The 21,614-nt window shown below is 48.9% G+C and carries 12 protein-coding genes; 3 read left to right on the top strand and 9 right to left on the bottom strand.

Features of this window, described 5'->3' with window-relative positions; all coding sequences use genetic code 11:
* Positions 1 to 103: 103 nt before the first annotated feature.
* On the bottom strand, positions 104 to 1,036 hold the full coding sequence (trxB, locus tag HPS57_RS13930; RefSeq protein WP_172184171.1) for a thioredoxin-disulfide reductase: 933 nt from the start codon (positions 1,034 to 1,036) through the stop codon (positions 104 to 106).
* Between the two features lie 937 nt (positions 1,037 to 1,973).
* Between trxB and HPS57_RS13925 the strand changes: the two genes are divergently transcribed.
* From HPS57_RS13925 to HPS57_RS13915, 3 genes are all read left to right on the top strand, one after another.
* Positions 1,974 to 3,485, top strand: a complete 1,512-nt coding sequence (locus HPS57_RS13925; RefSeq protein WP_172184169.1) for an endonuclease I family protein — start codon at positions 1,974 to 1,976, stop codon at positions 3,483 to 3,485.
* A 62-nt stretch (positions 3,486 to 3,547) separates the two neighbouring features.
* Positions 3,548 to 5,932, top strand: coding sequence for a two-component regulator propeller domain-containing protein (locus HPS57_RS13920; protein WP_172184167.1), 2,385 nt, complete (start codon positions 3,548 to 3,550; stop codon positions 5,930 to 5,932).
* Between the two features lie 520 nt (positions 5,933 to 6,452).
* Positions 6,453 to 7,673, top strand: a complete 1,221-nt coding sequence (locus tag HPS57_RS13915) for an ATP-binding cassette domain-containing protein (protein ID WP_172184165.1) — start codon at positions 6,453 to 6,455, stop codon at positions 7,671 to 7,673.
* A 174-nt stretch (positions 7,674 to 7,847) separates the two neighbouring features.
* Here the strand turns inward: HPS57_RS13915 and HPS57_RS13910 are convergent, their stop codons facing one another.
* The 8 genes from HPS57_RS13910 to HPS57_RS13875 form a co-directional block, all read right to left on the bottom strand.
* A complete protein-coding gene (locus tag HPS57_RS13910) occupies positions 7,848 to 8,792 on the bottom strand; it encodes a DNA/RNA non-specific endonuclease (protein WP_172184162.1) in 945 nt (314 codons plus the stop codon).
* A gap of 561 nt (positions 8,793 to 9,353) precedes the next feature.
* Positions 9,354 to 10,133, bottom strand: coding sequence for an acyl-ACP--UDP-N-acetylglucosamine O-acyltransferase (lpxA, locus tag HPS57_RS13905; protein ID WP_172184159.1), 780 nt, complete (start codon positions 10,131 to 10,133; stop codon positions 9,354 to 9,356).
* A 20-nt stretch (positions 10,134 to 10,153) separates the two neighbouring features.
* Entirely contained in the window at positions 10,154 to 11,542 is a 1,389-nt protein-coding gene (locus tag HPS57_RS13900) for a TolC family protein (RefSeq protein WP_172184156.1), read from the bottom strand.
* 5 nt (positions 11,543 to 11,547) lie between these two features.
* Positions 11,548 to 14,805 (bottom strand): efflux RND transporter permease subunit, encoded by a 3,258-nt coding sequence (locus HPS57_RS13895; protein WP_172184153.1) that lies wholly within the window; start codon positions 14,803 to 14,805, stop codon positions 11,548 to 11,550.
* A 114-nt stretch (positions 14,806 to 14,919) separates the two neighbouring features.
* Complete coding sequence (locus tag HPS57_RS13890; RefSeq protein ID WP_172184150.1) at positions 14,920 to 16,122, bottom strand: efflux RND transporter periplasmic adaptor subunit; 1,203 nt, start codon at positions 16,120 to 16,122, stop codon at positions 14,920 to 14,922.
* A gap of 371 nt (positions 16,123 to 16,493) precedes the next feature.
* Positions 16,494 to 17,840, bottom strand: coding sequence for a hypothetical protein (locus HPS57_RS13885; protein WP_172184148.1), 1,347 nt, complete (start codon positions 17,838 to 17,840; stop codon positions 16,494 to 16,496).
* 48 nt (positions 17,841 to 17,888) lie between these two features.
* Positions 17,889 to 18,776: a DUF5689 domain-containing protein gene (locus HPS57_RS13880; protein WP_172184146.1), complete on the bottom strand. Its 888-nt coding sequence runs from the start codon at positions 18,774 to 18,776 to the stop codon at positions 17,889 to 17,891.
* 20 nt (positions 18,777 to 18,796) lie between these two features.
* Positions 18,797 to 21,403, bottom strand: coding sequence for a TonB-dependent receptor (locus tag HPS57_RS13875; RefSeq protein WP_369811553.1), 2,607 nt, complete (start codon positions 21,401 to 21,403; stop codon positions 18,797 to 18,799).
* Positions 21,404 to 21,614 lie beyond the last annotated feature (211 nt).

Raw genomic sequence — 21,614 nt, 5'->3', positions numbered from 1 at the left:
AAAATTATCTCTTTCCAAGAAATTGCCAACTCGACAAATAGGCAGGTTGTCTGTCATGCAATCCACATAATGCGGATTGCATGACAAAACAGTCTGATTATCCTTATTGTTCCCTAAGGAAACGGTCTGCCTCAATGGCAGCCTTGCAGCCCGAACCGGCGGCTGTGACCGCCTGACGGTAGAGAGGGTCGGCGACATCACCGGCAGCGAAGACTCCCGGAATGTTTGTGCGGGGTGTCGCCCCCTCGGTCTTGATGTAGCCCACCTCGTCAGTCTCCACATATTTCTTGAAGACATCAGAATTTGGCTTATGGCCTATGGCGAGGAAGAAGCCGTCGACAGCTATGTCGTAACGCTCCTCGTCAGCCTCCCCTTTACGCTTTACGACGTGGACACCCTCCACACCGTTCTCGCCGAAAAGCCCCTCGGCGTTATGCTCGAAAAGGACTTCTATCTTCTCATTCTCCATGACGCGCTGCTTCATCACCTCGGAAGCGCGGAGGAACGGCTTGCGGACAAGGAGATAGACCTTGGATGCAAGTCCTGCGAGATATGTCGCCTCCTCACAAGCTGTGTCACCGCCTCCGACGACAGCGACCACCTTCTTGCGGTAGAAGAAGCCGTCACAGGTGGCACATGCGCTGACACCCTGTCCGGCATATTTCTTCTCATCGTCAAGTCCGAGATATTTTGCCGATGCTCCTGTGGCGATGATCAGTGTCTCCGCCTCTATCTTGTCGCCATTGTCGGCAGTAAGGACGAAAGGACGCTTTGACAGGTCTGCCTCGACAATCTCACCGTCACGGAGGTCAGCGCCGAAGCGTTCCGCCTGAGCGCGGAGGTCCATCATCATCTGGTTTCCGTCCACTCCTTCCGGATAGCCGGGGAAGTTCTCCACGTCAGTGGTCTGCGTCAGCTGTCCGCCGGTCTGCATTCCGCAGTACTCCACAGGACTGAGATTGGCGCGTCCTGCATATATCGCCGCCGTATAGCCTGCCGGTCCTGAGCCGACAATCAAGCACTTTACATGTTCCATAGTCGTATTTCAATGATTTGTTTTTACTATTTTTCCTTATAAGAAGTCACCGCCGATTCTTCCGCCGCATGGCTTCCGCCGATTGTGCCGTCACACAAATCTGTTTCATGCATGGCATAACATGTGAATCATCGTGTTGCGCAATCAACCGCAAATTTACAAACAAAAAACACAATACACAACAATTGTTTGTACTATTTAACAAGAACAGTCTTATTTTACACCCATTTTCGGCATTTTTTCCACATTTTCCGCATCTCCACTGTTGTTTTCTGTACACCAAACAGTGGCGTGCCACCATTTGTTTACTGCAAATGTATGCCGGGATAACTGCAAAAAAATCGGCAATGCCACTGTATGCAGATCGCATTTTATCCATACCCACACGAAATCTTGCAGAACCGATTTTAACATAATTCCTTGGAATAACAAAATCACAAGATGAAAATACCGAAAAACATGTGCTGTTTTCACACCTCCATGTAACACCCTATCTGTCAAACAATTACAAGAAAAAGCACTGCTCATCCACACACTTTTAAGCCACAAAAGCATCATTCCTGCCTGCAAAAGGTAACGATTGGCATGACAAAAGGTAACGGTTGACAGTGTGAAAGGTTACGATTGGCATCACAAACCATAGCGATTCGGAGTGCTTTTTGCCAAAAACAAGGTCAAAAAACAATGAAAACCGCATTTTCTGTCGCCATTTTCTTGTCTTCAAAAGAAAATCATCTGAAAAACCATGAATGTGGTTTGTCAAAATTATTCTTACCGCTTAACAACCTTGAAAAGTCGTTAAACAAATGCCTGCCGTGCTTTCCATGACCGCACATTGCCTTATATGCCACCAAGCACGAAAGAAAAATAACGAATGTTTTTGTTTTTTCACAATAAAGCAGTAACTTTGCCAAAACAAACAAAAAACAGACACACTATGAAGAAACTTTTTACATCCATAGCCGTACTGGCGCTTGCCATTATGAGTGCCACGCCTGCTTACTGTCTTGACCGTAAAGGACTGGCAGAATACGCAAAGAGCCTGAAAGGGCTGAAAAAGGAAGCGCTGAAGACAAAAATCTACAGCATCAGCCAACCGAAGACTATCATTTCCTACGGTTCCGGAAAAGAAAACACATGGGGAGGCTTCTACACCACCGACCGCATAGCGTCAACCAACCAGTGCGTGAACCGTTACAGTGCCGGCAAATACTATTTCGGAAGCAAAGGTTCTGTCATCAGCGGCATGAACATCGAGCACTCTTTCCCGAAATCATGGTGGGGAGGTTCACAGAACAATGCCTACAAGGATTTGCACCACCTCTACCCTTCACCGTCCGAAGACAACTCAAAGAAGAGCAACTACCCTATGGGCAAGGTGACCAACCCAAGCATTCTCGATGGCTATGAGAAAGTGGGAAAAGGTCCTGCCGGCAACCATGGCAACATACAGCTATGCGAACCAAACGATGAATGGAAGGGAGATTTCTCACGTACATATTTCTATATGGCGACCACCTACCAGAACCTGACATGGCAAGGCACACAGGGACTGCAGCAGTTGGAGAACAACGACTGGCCTACATTGCAGAAATGGGCGTACACTCTCTATCTTGAATGGACACGCAAGGACAAGGTTTCCCAGACAGAGGTGGACCGTAACAATGCGGTCTGCTCACTTCAGGGCAACCGTAACCTGTTCATCGACTTCCCTACCCTCTCGGAATATGTCTGGGGTGATAGCATCAACGTGGCTTTCGACCCATACACAGCCATAACAACCTGTACCGATGATGACCGCTACGCTGACTATCTGCCGGGAGAAGGTGGAGAACCTACCGACCCGACTGACCCTGACAATCCGGATCCTGACGAGCCTGTGATTGAGGGAACAGTAGTCTTTGAGGATGATTTCAGCTGCATAACCAAAGGCTCCATTGACGAGACAGGAACACAATGGCCAGGTTGTGACAAGATGACTGCTACAAACGGCTATGAAGCAGGTGGAGTTGTGAAGCTCGGTTCCGGCTCTAAGACTGGCTCCATAACAACAAAATCCGGAACTATCAAGTTCCCTGGCGGAAAACTTTGCGTCTCTTTCGACATCAAGGGCTGGACATCTGTTGAAGGAAAGATAAAAGTTTCCATGACGGGAAGCGACACGCAGACAAAGGAATACTCGGCAACGAGAAGCGATGAGTTTGAGACTCTGACGCTCACATTCGAGGATGTCTCTGCCAATCCGCAGCTGAAAATCGAGACAACGGCAAAGCGTGCCTTCATCGACAACATCAAAGTGTTCGTTCCGGAAACAACAGCAATCGATGCTCCTGAGACATCTGCCGGCACAACCAACGATTACTACAACATCAACGGACAGAAACTGACCACTGTACCTACCCTTCCGGGCATATACATCCATAACGGACGGAAAATAGTAATCAAATGATTTTCTTGCAGAATCCTGTATGACGCGGCTTTGGACAAGAGCCCGTCATACAGGATTTTTCCATGTCCCAACCTCAAAAAAACGCCATGCCTCTCCTCCTTATCCTGCTCCTCTCACTGCTCCCCTGCCCTGCCTTTGGCGCGCAGGAGTACGGTTTTACCACCGATAACCTTGACGACATCTCGGACATCTCCCACCAGCATGTCACCCAAATCATGCAGGACAGACGGGGATTCCTGTGGCTTTCGTCATGGAACGGTCTTTATCGCTTTGACGGCTACGACTTTGTATCGTTCAAAACGAAGCCCGGTGACGGCAACGAGATGAACAGCGACAGAGTCCGCAACATCGTGCCTGACTACGATGTGACACCGGAGACGGCAACCGGCAACATCTATTGCCTTGTCGACTATGATGTGTTCCTGTTCGATGTGCGCACATCGGCATTCTCACCCGTGACCGGCAGCATAGAGAAAAAGGCGCGGAAGGTGTTTGCAAAGAATGGAAGCCGATGCGAGGATTTCACGGACAACAGGGGCATCCATTGGCAGATGACACCGGAAGGATTCCTGCGCAAGACTCCGCACACACGGAAATGGAGCCGCATCGACGGCATCAGCCCTTCCGTTGTACGCATGCAGTACCGTGACCGCAAAGGAAATCTGTGGATAGGCACAAAGGACGGCATACTGACGGTGCTGGATTCCGCTCTGCAACTCCAAGGATACATGGGCAAGGACGGCAGGCTTCATACGGCATCCACAGAGTTTATGCCGGTCTACAGTCTGCTGGAGGACAGCCGCGGCATGTTGTGGATTGGCACCAAGCCTCACGGCCTGTTCCTCAAGCATGGGGACAACATGCAGAAAGTCAACGGCATAAACTCCACACAAATCTATGACTTGAAGGAGGACAAGAAAGGAAGGATATGGGTAGCGACACATGTCGGCGGAATAAATGTTGTCACACCTGCCAAAGGAAAAGGCACAAAACCGCTGTCACTGACAGCAAAAGCCGTCAAAGCCACTGAGGGGCTGCGCATCAGAAGACTGCTCATCCTTGACGACGGCACCATGCTTGCCACAACGACAAAAGGGCTTCTTGTGGCGGACAACATCTACAAACCGACAGAAAAGATACAATGGCGCATGCACACTCGTGAGGCGAAACGCAAGGAAAGCCTCTCCGACAACGCCACAATGAATGTCATTCAGGATTCCAAGGGGCGCATATTCGTCACCACGGAAAGCGGCGGGCTCAACCGGCTGCTTACAACAGACCTGCATGCCGACAGGTTTTCGTTCAGACATTATAACACCGACAACGGTCTTGCCTCGGATGTTACCATGGCGTGCGTGCCGCTTTCCGACAGCAAACTCCTCATACAGTGCAACAACACTGTGTCAATCCTTGACACGGAGACGGCTCACATAGAGAACTATGGCAGGGCTTTCTGGGGAGAGAACCTGCAATTCTCGGACGCAGAGCCTGTAATCATCGGAAAAGACCGCCTCCTTCTGTCACTGCAAACGGGAACTTTGACCATTCCTGTACGCGAAATGTTCGCGAAAGGATTCACTCCACGCATCGCACTGACACAGCTTCACGTGGCTGATATGCCGGCAGACTACAGCATAGAGTACAGTGACACCATACGCATACCGCGTCACAACCGTGATTTCTCACTGCGTTTCGCTGCTCTTGATTATACGGGCAACCGCTACATCCGTTATGCCACACGGCTTGATAACGACAGCACATGGAGTCATCCGACGGCAGCCAACAGCATCGACATAAGGGACATTGATGCCGGAACGCACACTCTGCTGATACGTTCCACAAACGCTCTTGGGCAATGGACTGACAATGTGCGCAAGGTGACGATACTCGTAGAACCGACATTCTTCGAGACATGGTACGGCAGACTGCTCATTCTCCTGGTCATCGTGGTAGGCATCGCCATGCTCACCTATGCCATTGTGTATGTCCGCAACCTTGAAAAGCGGCGCAAGGAGACATTGGAGGCCTATCTTCGGCTGCTTGACCACAAGAATGAAGCGGAGGACAGCGCGCCGACACATGAGGAAAAACCGCAGGCACCAATAGTAATCGCACCGCGACTGTCGGCAGAGGACGAGGCGTTCATGCAGAAAATGACGGACTTCATAGAGAAGAACATCGCCAACAGCGACATCACAATCAATGACATTGCTGCCGCGACAGCTGTCAGCCGCTCAGGACTGAACAGGAAGATGAAGCAGCTCCTGGGTGTCACTCCTGCCGATTTCCTCAAGGAAGCACGCATGAAACGCGCGGTGAAGATGCTCAAAGAGACCTCCGCACCTATCTCGGAAATAGCCTATTCCTGCGGATTCTCCGACCCGAAATATTTTGCAAAGTGCATAAAAGCCTCAACAGGCAGGACTCCGAGTGAGCTGCGAAGCTGAGTGGCAATGGGATTGCTCATCATGAAACGCAATGCATCTGGACAAGAAGAAAAGGGCATGGCGGATTGAACTGTAAAAGAAAATGTAGAAAATGAAGACAAATATTTATTTATTCAAACAGAACTGATATGCGAAAATATACAAGTGCATTACTCATGGCTTTCCTATTATTCCATGATTGTGTTTTTGCAAGAGGCTACTGTTTTCTGTATAATCGCTTCTTATAGAAATGTGGCGAAGGCACACTGTGCATGGAAATGTCTACAATACGGTGTGAGTATTGTAGACATTCAATTTTGTTTGACTTTATATAATAATTTATCCCAAACAATTTGGTGGCTCTCTTTACATGAAAAAAGTCTATGGCATAATTTTTTTTGCAGCATATTTTATTTGCAATCATGTAAAAAGAAAGACTATACATAGTAATCAGATGGTCATGGCGGGAGTTTGTCTCGCCTAATGTATAGTCGCGTATTTGTACCGAAGTTGTTTTATTTTTAATGATTACAAATAGAATATGAGCTTACAGGTTCAGAGCATTTCCTATGTACATCCTGACAAGGAGGTGCTGTTTAATGATATAAGCTTCTCCGTCTCTGACGGGGAAAGATGTGCCATTGTGGGAAACAATGGCGTTGGAAAATCTACACTTCTCAAAATCATTGCCGGCATTCTGCCACCGTCGTCGGGACAGGTGGCTTGTGATATGCCGTATCTTGTGCCGCAGCATTTCGGACAATTTGACGGTATGACGGTAGCGGAAGCCTTGGGAATAGCACCGAAATTAAAAGCTCTTGCCTGCATTCTTGACGGCAATGGCACAGAGGAGGACTTCGCTATGCTTGATGACGACTGGAGCATCAATGAGTCCGTGGCAGAGGCTTTCGGGCGGTGGGGCATCGGGCATGTCGCTCCCGGCATGCCGATGAGTGCGCTCAGCGGAGGCGAGAAGACAAAAGTGTTCTTGGCAGGCATGGACATCCGGCATCCTGCCGTGACACTTATGGACGAGCCTACCAATCATCTTGATGCCGATGGCAGGGCTTTGTTGTATGAGCACATCAGGCGGACAAACGGCACTGTTGTCATTGTCAGCCACGACAGGACACTGCTGAACATTGTGCCGGCTATCTATGAGATGTCGCAACATGGGATGCAGTACTATCCGATGCCCTACGATGAGTACAAAGAGGTGACGGACAGTCTGACGGCTGCAAAGCTCACCCGTCTGCAAAGTCAGCAGAAAGAGCTGGCAAAGGCGGAGAAGGCGGCGCGGAAGAGTACTTTGCTGAAACTCGTGACAGGGGAATTGCAGCCTACTGGCGGTGAGATGTCAAGGGCTGAGGCGTTGAAAATCGTCTATCTTGACCAGGAATACTCTTGCATAGCCAACGAACTGACAGTCTATGGGCAGCTGGAAAGCTGTGCCACCAAGCGTCCGGAGCATGAGCTTAAGATGCTTTTGAGTCGCTTTCTGTTTGACGCCACGACATGGGAGAAGAGGTGCGGCAACCTCAGCGGTGGTGAGAAGATGAAGCTGGCGTTATGCTGCCTGCTTGCCGGGGACAATGCGCCTGACATGATTATTGCCGACGAGCCAACCAACAACATAGACATCGCAAGCATGGAGATACTTGCCGCGACACTGAGAGACTACCGTGGCACATTGGTTGTGGTAAGCCATGACGAGGAGTTCGTCAGGGATGTCGGCATCGAGCGTGAGATAAGTCTTGGTTAACTGTAATTCGTTGAAAGATAGGTGGTTGCGCCTTGCTCCGCAAAACGTTGCCTTTCATTATGCAAAAGGTAACGGTTTGTCAGGTAAAAGGTATCGTTTAATACAGTAAAAGGTAACACTTTGCAGTGCAAAGTGTTACCTTTTGTTTTGTCAATCATGAGGTCTCGAAGATTGTTATTTCCACTCGCCGGTGTTTAGACGCCCTTCCACCGCCTGCTCGATGTTGTCAGGCAGGTTGCAGAAGAAGTCATATCCTGTGCGTGCCTCAAGTTCATCGATGCTTATCATGTAGGGAGTGAGGTTGGAACTGTTGTCTTTCTTGTGTTCCGCCCAGAACGCCACGGCAGAGTATGTGTTCTCCTTCGTTTGTTTCAGCACCGCCATGAAGAAATATTTCGGTATGGGGATGCGGTTCTTTATCATACCTGTGGTGCCGCTTTCCTTCTTGCCGTTGAGGTTTACATCGTTGATTGTGCCGCCTTTGCAGACATACAGCACACCATTGTTGTTGGTCGTTGTCTGTGCCCAAGTGCGCACCTTCGCCTCCATTTTTGCCCATACCTGAGCATTGAAGCCATTGATTTGCGGCTGCATGTTTGCGAGGCTGAATGTCTGACCGTTGACATTCATCGAACAGATGCGGTCCTCTGATGCGCAGATGTGCCCGCGGTCATATCCCGAGGACTTGTAATCTGTCAGCAATGAGCGGTAGTTCGCGTCAATCTCGCTATCCTCATGGAATGGGTCGCCATACCATTTCTGTCCGTTCCATTGTACGCCGTCTTGCCATTTCTTACGTTCCCACCCCTTGAAGTTATTGCTCTTTGTCCATTGCCAGCAGGTCCAGCGCTGTGCACGTTTGGTCTTGTCCCACTCAATGATGTAGTTCACACCGATTTCGTCGTCATATTTCACAATCAGCTGATAGTTGTTGCCCGGCTGCACGCGTGGCATTTCAAGGCGCAGGGCGTGCGGACTCTTCTGAGTGTCGTTGGCATTGACATTGTTTCCGGCTGCGTTTCCGCCCTCGTCATCTCCGCCACAGGCTGCGAGGAATGACATGGTCGTGATGCCGAAGAACATGGCCATCACGGTCTTGTTGAATAGTCTTTTTATCATACTTGTATTGCTTTCCATGAGATATGGGCATAGTTCCTTAGGTTGCCGGCCTTTTATTTTGTGGCATAAGGAAAAAAGCCTTTGTTTTGTTTGAGCATACAAAAATAAGCATTTCCCCTCAACCCTACAAGATTAGGCCGTGGGCAATGGCATTCTTTTTCCATTTTTTAACGCTTATGGCGATGTACCACCCCGTTTATTGGTGTCGCTAAAACGTATACAACACATTATTATTTATCTGTTTCTGTTGTGACAAGTCCCTATCCTCGCGTACTGCAACAGGATTTCGCTGCAAGGTGTGGCGGAGCCACATCTTATGCGAAACATTTAATATGAAAAATTTATTTCACAACAAATTGTGGAGTTTTGGCGTATACCAATAATACCCTTTACTATTATGTGACATTCTTCTTTTCCGAATGTTCCGCATAATGAATGCGCAGATATGCCTCAATGCTGTTATAGCATGGAAAAGATTGCATGAAAAATCCTCCGCCGGATGCCTATGGACAGGCTCACGGCGGAGGATTGCTATCGTTTCGGTATTATTCCATGGAGACTTTACATCTTGGAGATAATGCCTATTTCTGTTGTTTCAAGGAACTTGATGATGCTGCGTACTGCATCTCCGTCAGGCACCTGCTGCTTAATCTGGTTGATTGCGTCCAAGACGGCAGTCTGACCGTGGAAGAGAAGGCGGTAAGCGTTGGCGATATGGGCGATTACTTTGTCAGTAGTGCCGGATGTTTTCAGCAGTTTCTCGTTGACGCCTCCGTACTCCACAGGGTTGTGGGTGGCAACAATGAACGGCGGAACGTCACGGCTGACACGCACACCGCTGGTAATCATCGAGCCGCTGCCGATGCGCACGTTAGGGTTGATGATTACGCTTGACGAGAATATTACACCGGAATGAATCTCGCAGTCGCCCGCCACCTTTGTGCCATAGCCGAAGGTGCAGTAGTCGCCGACCTTTGTGTCATGGGAGACATGCACGCCTTCCATGAAGAAGTTGCGGTTGCCTATGCGTGTGTTTCCCTCACAGAATGTGGCACGGTTGATTACAACGTTCTCACGGAAGATGTTCTCATCGCCGATGATGAGGCATGAGCAGTCGCCCTGATAGTTGAAGTCCTGTGGCTCTGCGCCCAACACGGTGTTCTGGAAAACCTTGTTTCCATGACCCAGGCGTGTGCCGTTCATGATGCTGGCGAACGGGTAGATGACGCAGTCATCGCCTATTTCTACATTACCCTCGATGTAGGCAAAAGGATAGATGGTGACATTGTTGCCGATTTTTGCCTTCGGGTCGATGTGTGCTTGTTGACTTATGTTACTCATAGCTATGTCTTTTTTTGAAGTTAATCCCTGCCTCCGCCGAGAGCGTAATAGAGGTTTACGACCGCCTGCATCTTGTAGAAGTCATCCTGCACTTTGGCCAACTGTGCGTTGAGCAGGTTGCTTTCTGCTGTGATTATCTCAAGGTAGGTGGTGTTTGGTTTTGAGCTGAACAGCTCTTTTGTCATCTCAACGTTCTTTTTCAGCACTTCCACGCGCTTGCCGTCAAGTTGGCTCTTCTCCTCGGAAGAGTTGTAGAGCACGAGAGCGTTGCTCACCTCGCTGCCTGCTGAGAGCACTGCCTGCTGCCATGTGTTGAAAGCCTGTTCCTGCTTTGCCTTTGCCACTTTCAGTCCTGCTACAAGCTGTCCGCGTGCAAAGATAGGCTGGGTAAGGCTTCCTACTGCGCTGAGAAGCCATTTTCCCGGATTGACGATGCCACCGCCACTGTTGTTGGTGAAAGCGCCGCTGCCGCTAATGGTTATGTTAGGATAGAACTTTGAGCGTGCCTGCTGCACATCATAGAAGCAAGAGGCGAGGGACATTTCAGCATAGTGTACATCAGGACGGTTGTTGAGCATGCTGATTGACACACCTGTGCTGAAGGATGAAGGTAGGCTTTGGTTCTCCAGTTTTCCTCGTGCGATGGTCTGTGCAGGCTGTCCGAGGAGGAGTGACATGGAGTTCTCTGTCTCGCGAATCTGTCGGCGCAGGTCAGCGGCCTGTGAGAGTACTAAGTAATAGTTCGCCTCTGCACTCTGTACGGCGGTTTCGTTGACAGGTCCCATCTCTTTGCGGAGCTTCATGATGCGCCATGTCTCTTTGGTCAGGTCAGCCATGTTGTTGACAATCTCCAGTTGGCGGTCAAGCATCATGAGTGTGTAGTACATGTTTGCCACGTTGGAGATTACTCCTGTCTTCACCACGAGCTGGTAGTCCTTTGTTGCAAGCAGCTGCATCTGTGCGCTGCGCTTTGCGTTGAGGAGGTTGCCGAAGAGGTCGATGCTCCAGCTTGCCTGTACAGGCAGTGAGTAGATTTTGCTTGGAGTATGTCCGTCCCATGAAGACAATGTGCCCTGTGGTGAGAACGTGAATGAAGGCACGAATGCCAGTTTGGCTGCTGTCAGCTGTGCCTGAACCATCTTCACGTTGAGTGCGGCATTGAGCATGTTTGTGTTATGCTCCAATGCGTACTCTATGAGCGTCTGCAGCTGCGGGTCGGTGAACACGCTGCGCCAAGGCAGGTTGCCGAAGCTGGCGGTGTCGGACACAGCAAGAGTATCACTGATACTTGCTGTGTCGCGCACCAAACCTTGTGTGTTTACGTCAGGACGCTCATATTTGTTGTATATTCCGCAACTGCTCATTACTGCTGCGGCAGATGCAAACAATATGATATTTCTAACTTTCATTGTCACTATTCTTTATTTACGTTTTTGTCAAACTGCTTCTGAAGCTCGGCGGCAGCATAAGGGTTTGTGTACTGACGCAACTCCGAGTCGACATTGGCATTGTTGTCATCGAACTCTATCGGCTTTATCTTCTCCTGCAATGCCTGGAAGATATAGAACAGGGCAGGAACGACCATAATCTGGCAAAGCATACCGATGAGCATACCGCCGATGGCTGCTGCACCAAGAGTCATGTTGCCGTTGTAGCCTGCACCCATTGGCACAAGGAGTGGCAACAGACCGATAATCATGGCGAGTGAGGTCATGAGAATCGGGCGCAGACGGGCTGCGGCGCCAAGCACTGCCGACCATGAGATAGCCATACCTGTACGACGGCGTTCAAGGGCGAACTCCACGATAAGGATGGCGTTCTTTGCCAACAGACCGATAAGCATGATGAGCGCAATCTGCATGTAGATGTCATTCTGCTTTCCGAAGAGGTTGGTGAAGAGGAACGCTCCTGCCAGACCGAACGGAATGGAGAGGATTACAGACAGAGGCAGGATGTAGCTCTCGTACTGTGCTGAAAGGATGAGGTACACGAAGGTGAGACAGAGCACGAAGATGATGGCTGTGGAGTTGCTGGACTCCTGCTCGGAACGTGTCAGACCGGAGAACTCGTAAGAGTAGCCTTCCGGCAGATTTTCCGCTGCCACTTCTTCCATCGCCTTGATTACGTCACCTGTGGAGTAGCCTTCCGCTGTTGAGGCGTTGACATTGATAGAGGTGAAGAGGTTGAAACGGTCAATCTCCTGTGGCGCATACATCTTTGTAAGGTTGACGTAAGTGCCGATAGGGCTCATTGTACCGTTGCCTGTGCGTACATATATATTGTCAAGGCTCTTCAGATCTCCACGGAACTCCGGTGAAGCCTGGATCATCACACGATAGAGCTTACCGTAGCTGTTGAAGTTAGATGCATAGAGACCGCCGAAATATCCCTGCATTGTTGACAGCACAACAGATGGGTCAATGCCACTCTGCTTACATTTTGCAACGTCAACATCCATCATGTACTGAGGATATTTTGAGTTGTACTGTGTCATGGCACTGGCAACCTCCGGACGCTTGTTGAGTTCGCCGAGGAACTTCTGTGTTATGTCAAAGAATTTGTTGACATCGCCGCCGGTACGGTCCTGCATGGAGAATGTCAGACCGTTTGTTGCTGAGAATCCCTGAATCATAGGTGGCTGGAAAGCAAGAATCTGTGCACCCTTTATGGCAGCTGTCTGCTTGTAAATCATGCCAAGAATCATTGATGAGCCAAGGTTGTGTACACCGATATACTTCAGCGGACCTTCCGCACCGTTACGCTCCTCGAAGGTCTTCAGCTTGACAATGAATGTTCCCTGGTTGGAACCCTGACCACCGATGAAGCTGTAACCGGCGATACGCAGTGTACTCTGGATACCCGGATTGGACTTCAGCATCTTGTCCACCTGGTCCATGACACCATTGGTCTTCTCCAATGATGTTCCCGGAGGTGTGGCTACGGTAACGAAGAGTGTACCTGTATCTTCGTCCGGCACAAGACCTGTACGTGTGTTCATCATGAGCAATGCCATAGCGACAATGCCGACAATGACTGATGCGATTGCTATCAGCGGACGCTCGACTATGCGACGCACTCCATTCTGGTATTTTGCCTGAATCTTTCCGTATGCAGCGTTGAACGAAACGTGGAAGCGGTCAATCATTGACATCTTGCGCTCCGAACCGTCCTCGTTGTGCGGCTTAAGCAGCACGGCACAAAGTGCAGGGGACAGGGTCAAGGCGTTGAGCGCGGAGATGATGATAGAGATGGCCATAGTCACACCAAACTCACGGTAGAAAGTACCACTCGTGCCACCAAGGAACGATACCGGCACGAACACCGCAGCCATAACGAGAGTGATGGAGATGATGGCTCCTGCAATCTCGCTCATGGCATCCTTTGAAGCCGTGAGCGTACTCTTGTATCCCAAGTCCAGCTTGGCGTGGACGGCCTCCACCACCACAATGGCGTCATCGACCACAATCGCAATGGCAAGCACAAGGGCTGCAAGAGTGAGGAGGTTGAGCGAGAAGCCAAAGGCATAGAGGAAGAAGAATGTTCCGACCAATGACACCGGAACCGCAATAAGCGGAATGAGTGTAGAACGGAAGTCCTGCAGGAAGATGTAAACCACGATGAACACAAGAACAAATGCCTCAAAGAGGGTCTTGATAAGCTCATCGATAGAAGCGTTAAGGAACTCGGAGACATCCTGCATGACCTTTATCTCCATGCCCGGAGGCAGGGATTTCTCAGCATCTGCAAGCACTTCCTTCACGTCCTTGATAATCTGTGTCGCGTTACTTCCCGCTGTCTGTGTCACCATCATCATGATTGACGGCTCTCCGTCCACACTCTGCTTGAATGAATAGTACAGACCGCCGAGCTCGACTCTTGCCACATCTTTGACGCGGACAGTCTGACCATTGGTGTCGCTGGTGATAATCATGTCCTGGAATTCCTCGGGAGTTCTCAGACGACCTTTGTAGCGGATAGTGTACTCATACTGGTTGTCGGTCTGCTCGCCAAACCTGCCCGGCGCCGCCTCGATGTTCTGCTGTGCAAGAACACCGGTGATGTCGCTTGGCATAAGGTTGTGGCTCTTCATCTTTATCGGGTCAAGCCACAGGCGCATGGTGTATGACTGCAAACCCATTGCCTGACACTCACCGACACCCTTCACACGCTTGATGGCAGGGATGATGTTGATGTCGGCATAGTTGCCGATGAACTGGTTGTCATACCTTGCAGAGTCACCGGTCAGGGCAAAGATGATGACATTACTGCTCTGTCGCTTCATGACCTGCACACCGGCACGGGTAACCTCGGCAGGAAGCAGGGCGGAAGCCTGTGACACACGGTTCTGGACATTGACCTGTGCCATGTCGGCGTCAGCTCCCTGCTGGAAATACACAGTGATTGATGCCGAACCGTCGTTGGTGGCGGCAGATGTCATGTAGGTCATGCCCTCCACACCGTTGATTTGCTCCTCAAGTGGAGCAATTACGGAGTTGAGCACTGTCTCGGCGTTCGCACCGCTATAGGATGCGCGCACCATGATTGTAGGAGGAGCGATGTCAGGATATTGCTCAATAGGCAATGACACCAGTCCTATGAAACCCAGGATGACTATCAGGATGGAAATCACCGTAGACAGCACCGGGCGTTCAATAAATCTGTCTAATTTCATGTTTGTCTTATTTTCTTGTCAATACTGTCGGTATTGTCAATATTGCGAATATTGTCAGACTGTTAACACTGTCTGTCAAGCCTGTCAACACTGACAAAACCTCAGATTGCTTTGTTATTTTCCCATAGCCTTCTTGAACTCCTCGAGGTCTCCCTGAGCCTCACCGAGTTTCTCGGCATCTTCCAGTTTCTTGGCATACTGTGCCTCTGTGAGCTGCTTGATTTCCATGCCGTCGCTAAGTGTGCTGACACCGTAGACAACAATGGTCTCGCCTTGCTTCAGACCGCTCTGGATGATATAGTTCTTGCCGTCGTTCTCCGGGTTGATTGTTACAGGAGTGTATTTCACCTTATTGTCCTTGCCGACAACATAGACAAAGAACTTGTCCTGCACCTGCATAACAGCGTCCTGTGGAATGACAATGGCATTCTGAGTAGGATTAGGGATAATAACCGAACCTGAGCCGCCACTCTTCAGAAGAGCCTCCGGATTAGGGAAATCGGCACGCATCTGTACTGTACCCTTTGTTGCGTCAATTACGCCGCTGACTGCCGTGATTTTGCCTTCATGGTTGAACAATGAACCGTCGGCAAGCTGCAGCTTCACGGAAGGGAAATCCTTTATGGCACTTGCTATGCCGCCGTCCTTTCTTGTGAGTGCCATGATGTCTTTCTCTGTCATGGAGAAATAAATCTGCATTGTGCGTATGTCGGAAACTGTTGTAAGCGGTTGCTGAATGGAAGAGCTTACCAACGCTCCCACCTTGTAAGGCAACTCGCCAATGACACCGGTTGCCGGACTTGTCACGTAGCAGAAGTCAAGGTTCTGCTTTGCCGCTGTATAGTTTGCCTCAGCCTGAGCCACAGCAGCCATGGCAGTCTCGTAAGAGTTGCGCGCTGATGAAAGCTCATAGTCGCCGATGACGTTGTTTGCATGGAGCTTCTTGCTGTTCTCGTAAGTGAGCTTCGCAGTGGCAAGCTGTGCTTTTGCCGAGTTGACAGCTGCCTTCGCCTGATTCTTGGCTGCCTCATAAGTGACATTGTCAATCACGAAAAGCAGCTGTCCTGCTTTCACCTGCTGACCTTCCTGCACACAAATCTTTGTGATGAAGCCGGCAATTTTCGGACGTATCTCCACATCCTGCACACCCTTGATGGTCGCAGGATAAGAGGTTTGCAAATCAGCACTCTGTCCCTTCAGTGTCCTTACCGCGTACTCATTGTCGCCAAAGTTGGGCTTGCCGCCACCACTTTTGCTACCGCAAGACACCAACATCGCAGCCGCAGCTGCAAGCATTACAATCTTGTTCATTTTCATACCTACTAAAATCTTTGTTCTTTTTTATAATTTTATCTTTGTATATTGCTGAATTATTGCCACATACGATATTGAAGAAACTCACTGCATATAATATAATGTATAGCACAACCCAACAGGCATTACTCTTGCGAATAATGGTACTGAAAATTGTTTTTGAGTTTTTTAATTGTGCAAAATTACTTGTTTTTTCTTAATACGTAAAATTAACAATAAACATTTAACAAATAATTGTTTTGTTTCTGTTAATTTTCTAAAATAAAGGGATATAGCTCAACAACAACGACATAACACCAGAACATATAAAACAAAACATGGTGGCACAGCGCAAGCCATGCCACCATTGTTACTAAGGTTATATCAGATAATGTTTATTCTGCGTATTCCACACTGATTGTCTTTACGCGGAAATGTCCGCCTTTGGTTGTATATGTCAGAGTTGCAGTGTTTCCACCAACTGTCCATGTTGATATATTGTTGTCAAAAGCAACAGTTGCCGGATTGAACGCACTGTTGTCCGCTGTTGCATAATAAGGACGATTGCTGGTATCTGTACCTGTTGCAAAAGTAATAGTTATATTCTTGATTGTCTTTGTAGAGTTGATAGTCAGAGTGTTGCTGCCATACATACGCATCGCACTACCTGTGTTGTAGTATGCCGGAGGTGTTCCACCATCTGCTTTTGCAAACGTCATAGTGGTGTTCTCATCATATTTGATGGCTTTTCCGTCAACATTCTCAGCATTTGTATAACCCTGCTTAGAGAAATCGAAGCCTTTGACTTCCGGTTCAACAGGAGTTTCGCCGGCATCACTTGTTGTCTTTCCGTTAATAGAGTAAACATATGCTTTTCCCTGCGCAGTTTCCAATGTTGTACCATACTCACTTACATACTTCATCACTTTACCATATACAACAACCTCATCGCCTTCTTTAAGCAGGATACCTTCTGTATATTTTTGGTTTCCAAGATAGAGTGCACGGTAAATGTAGAACTGGTCTGTAGCCGTACCTTCATCAGAGATATAGAATGTTGCGTTACCAAACTCTTTTCCAAACTGCTCTTTGATAGAAACAACTTTACCCTTTATGTAGACATCTTCGCTTGTTGCATTGTCTGCAAGCTCTGCTGCGAGTTCAGTTGCAGCGACACTGTTATAAGGATTTTCCAATGTGCCGTCACCCTTAGCCTCACCTGTGGATGGTTTGTCTCCACCTCCTGTGTTGCCGTTCACGGAATAGAGATAAGCCTTGTTGGTTACTGTCTCCGGTGTATTGCCTTTAAAATTCACCACAAGACCTTTGACAACAACTTCATCACCAACCTGAAGATATTCGGAAGTGAACTTCTTGTTACCCAAATCATAGCAACGGAACACATAGAATGTATTCTTGTCGTCTCCTTCATCAGCAAGATAGAATGTTGCATTGCCAAAGCTGCTTGTGTTGATTTCCACAATGCTTGTTATCTTACCTTTGATATATATTTCATTCTCGGAATTGACATCAGCAGGAAGAGCTTTTGTGTACTGCAGTGCACCTGTAACGTTATATGGATTAGCCTCAGTACCGTCACCGGCAGGCTCCACTGTAGGAATATCCGTGCCACCACCTGTCTCCTGACCCGGAATGTCGTATGGTTCCGGCACATCCTCACAACTCTGGAGAGCGAAAGCTGACATGGCGAGAGCTATTATGGTATAAAGAATCTTTTTCATAGTGTTGTATGTTTTAATTGTATAATGTTCTTTTGTTGTTTGTGATTATCAGTTGGCAGCCGGTTTCACATCGTTTGCTGTGCGGAGAGTGAGCTGGCATTTGCTTCCGTAGCGCACCACGAGGGCAGTGATGTCAACTTTGCCTTTCGGCATGATTTCGTTGGAGAACTTTGCGCTTGTAGATGTGTTGATGAAGATGGAGGTCTTCGGCAGTCCTACGATGGCGCGTTCCACACTGAAATCGTTGGTGTCTGCAAGGTCAGCCTTTGAAGCCCATGTCTTTGTGCCGTCAGCTTCGGCAATCTCAGCGTCTTTGATTGTCACCACACGTCCGGCAAGTTTGCCGATGTTCTGTGAGACAGCGTTCTTGAACTCTGCAACAGTGAACTCCTGTGGTCTGACAGCGTCAGGGTTGAAGCCCACGATTTTGAAGTGCTGCTGCCATACCCAGTAAGGCATGTTCTTAGGATATGTGTTGCCGCTGCTGGTCATGTACGGTGTGCTTATTGCCTGCTGGTTGCCGTTTGTGCCTACAGCCAATCCTTTCAGGTCAACGAGAATCTCCTGGCCGATTGGCAGATAGGAGAACAGTCCGCCGGAATAGATGTAGATGAGTACGGACTTGCCGTCACCGCTTGTCACATCCTCGCATGCGATATAGTTATAGATGTTGCCGCCAATGTCGTTGGCTGTGACACGCAATTTCAGCTGAATGTCCTGGTCAACATCCTTGCATCCGCGATAGGAAGACTCCTTGAACTCCGCATAGAGAGCTTCAACATCTTGCAGTTTGACAACGTTTCTTTCGGTAATGTTCGGATTTCCATAGGCTGTGATTGCCGAAACGTGGTCCATATCGCCATATCCGCCATCTTGGCATGAGGTGGTAAGGAGTGCTGTCGCAAAGGCGGTTAACGCTAATAGTTTCTTTTTCATTGTTTAGTCCTCCTTATAATTTAGAATTTATATGTGACATTGAACATTCCGTTTGTGCCGTAAGCGTAGAACTTCTTTGGGTTTTTGTAGAAGCTGTAGATACGGAAACCGCTTAAAGCTCCATCGTTGCCCGTTGTATAATCCATGCGTGCCTGCTCATAACCACCTGTGCATATTCTCACATTGTTGAGGATGTTTGTCAGAGAGAGGTTGAAAGAGAGGCTTCCTTTCTTGAGGTAGATGTTCTTGCCGATAGAGCCGTCGACCATCCATCCGCCTCTTCCGCGTGACTGCTCCGGCACATCAACGTTGGTAATGATGTTTCCGTTCTCGTCTACACCGGTGTTAATGAGGTCCATTTTCTTCAAACTTGTCTCGTAACGAAGTGGAATTGACCATGAGAGATAGATGCGGTCGTACCATTTTGCAGCGAGGTCTATGTACCAGCCGTTCATGTGGAAGCTCAGTCCGAGTGATGTAGCTGTGAGCGGAGTGCCGCTTTCGCGCATGTCCTTGCTGTAGACAAGTGTCTCCTCGTATGTTCCGCCTGTTGACTTCATGTAACGCACGTTGGCATTGTTGAGATACTTTGCATCACTGATTGTGCCGAGAGCCTCGAAGTCGAGGAACGATGTGAGTTTCACTCTTGCACCGAGTTCAGCACCGTAGGCTGCCTTATGGATGCCTGTCATGGAAACGTAGGTGAATGAGTTCTCATCGTCAAAGTAGTAGTTCTGCCACTCTGTTCCGTTGGTGATGAATGTATAGTATGCCGAAGCGTTGAGAGCCAGCCATGATGTTGACATTTGGTAAGAGAGCTCTGCATTGGTCACCATCTCATTCTTCAGGTTTGTGACAAAGTCGTTGTTGACCTCCGGAGCAGCGAAAGCTGTGGAAGCCTGTGGTGCACGTGACTCGACACTGCCGCCGAGAGAGAGGGCGTGTCCCTTGCCAAGATTGAATGAGACAGCCGCTTTGATAGAGCTTTCAAGGAAGCGTGCTATGCCAGACTTGCCATAGGAATTGTTCTCTGCCATACCGTTGCGCATCTTTCCGTCGCGCTGCATGTCGGTGTAGCCGATTCTTCCTCCGAAGAACAGGTGTGCACGGCCATGGTTGGCAGTGTAGGCTGTCCATGCGTTTGCCTTGCGCACATTGATATAATAGTCGTATGCGAAGGTATCGCCCTCACGTACAATGGCGTTAGGGTTGTTGAGGTCATACTGCACCTTTGGTGAGTTGATGCCATAAGAACTCAGGGCATAAGTGTTGATGTTGTGGTAAGTTGCTGCACCGAGCAAGTCCTCCATAGTCTGATAGTGGCGTCCGTGGTTTGCACCGAGTCCTATGCCTGCTGTGAAATGACGCTTAGGGTCGATGTCGATGTTCAGCACAGAGTTGAGTTGGAGGTTAAGAGCGTCAATGCGCTTTGCCTGAACAAAGTACATGGCATCTGTCCCTGCTGCATTAGCACCCTTGTTGGAAGCATAGAGACGGTCCCAGTTGACCTGCCTGTTAGCTTCTGAGTAAGCGAGAGACTGGTAAGCAGTGTACCAGTTGACCGGCACATCGTGGCCGAATTCCGGCGCGAAGATGCTTCCCTGCACTCCGTTGCGTGAGTTGTCAGGATTCCAAACATCATAGAATGCTGACGGGAGTCGCTTCCAATAGTCTGGCTGAGGGTTATCGGAGTTGTTGTAGTTGAGCTTTGTGCTCTTGTACATGGAGTATCTTCCGCCAAACGTAGTAGTGAGCTTGGCGTTGTCGTTGATTTTGAAATCCCATGTGAATAGTCCTGACGGAGCAAAGTCATTGACAACGCGGGAGTTGCGAATCTTGCCGTTCTGATATCCCCAATAAGGGTTATAGAAATTTGAGTTTGCAAGCCAGTAGCTCTCATCGGTACATCCGGCCTGGCTGGCGCGCTCAGTCGGGTTGCCCCATGTTGCGAAAGAGAGGCTGTGCTTGGTGCCGAGCAGTTTCTCGACGCCGAAGAAATAGCTCAGCGAGTTATAGAATGTGCCCTTGACATAAGCCGTCTTGGTGTTTGCCCAGCGGTAAGTCAGTGAGCCGGAGAATGCCCAACCGTTGTTGTTGAAGCCACTGTTGTAAGTGTACATGGCACGTGCAGTATAGTTGCGGTTTGCCCCGGCTATGCTCACACGATGACCGACAGGCATGGAGCCGGCACGGAAATTATAGTTGTTTGAGCCGCCCATTGCAGTCAGCGAGAACTGGTTGTCCTCGAAAGGCAAGGCGAATTCCACACTGCGTGTCTGGTTGTTGAGACCTCCGACGAGAGAATAGCGGAACTGTCCGCTCTCCATGTCGTTCAGCTGCATGCCGTTGACATAAATGTCATTGTACTTCTGGTTGAAGGCGCGGTAGCGGAAGCGTACGGGAGAGAAAGCGTAACCCACTTCTGAGGCATAAGTGTTGGAATTGGAGTTGAGGATTGTGACACTCTGCGACATGTCGTCATCCTCTCCAAGCTGTGCCTCTGTGAAAGTAAACTGTGCTTCCTCGTCCACCGCAGACTCGATGGAATCAGTCGCGTATGGCTTCTGTGCCATGGCAAACTGTCCCAGCGCTATCAGGGCAACGACAAGTGTTTGTTTCTTTTTCATAGGTTCAATAATTGATGTGTGTTATTTTATTACGGTTGCAAAATTAAAGGAAATTTCACGGAAAAACGAAAGTTTTCTGATATTTCTTTCTTACTTATGCATGTTTTTTGCTAATTTTGCATCAAAGAATTTGAAAAACAGCAAAAGTCAGTCTTTTTGCCTTACAAAATGACAAGCTGAGCAACATAATAATACGTAAAACTATACGACT

Source organism: Palleniella intestinalis (assembly GCF_013166595.1).
Classification (GTDB): Bacteria; Bacteroidota; Bacteroidia; order Bacteroidales; family Bacteroidaceae; genus Prevotella; species Prevotella intestinalis.
Note: the sequence above shows the minus strand (reverse complement) of the source record. Positions and strands in the feature narration are given on the sequence as shown.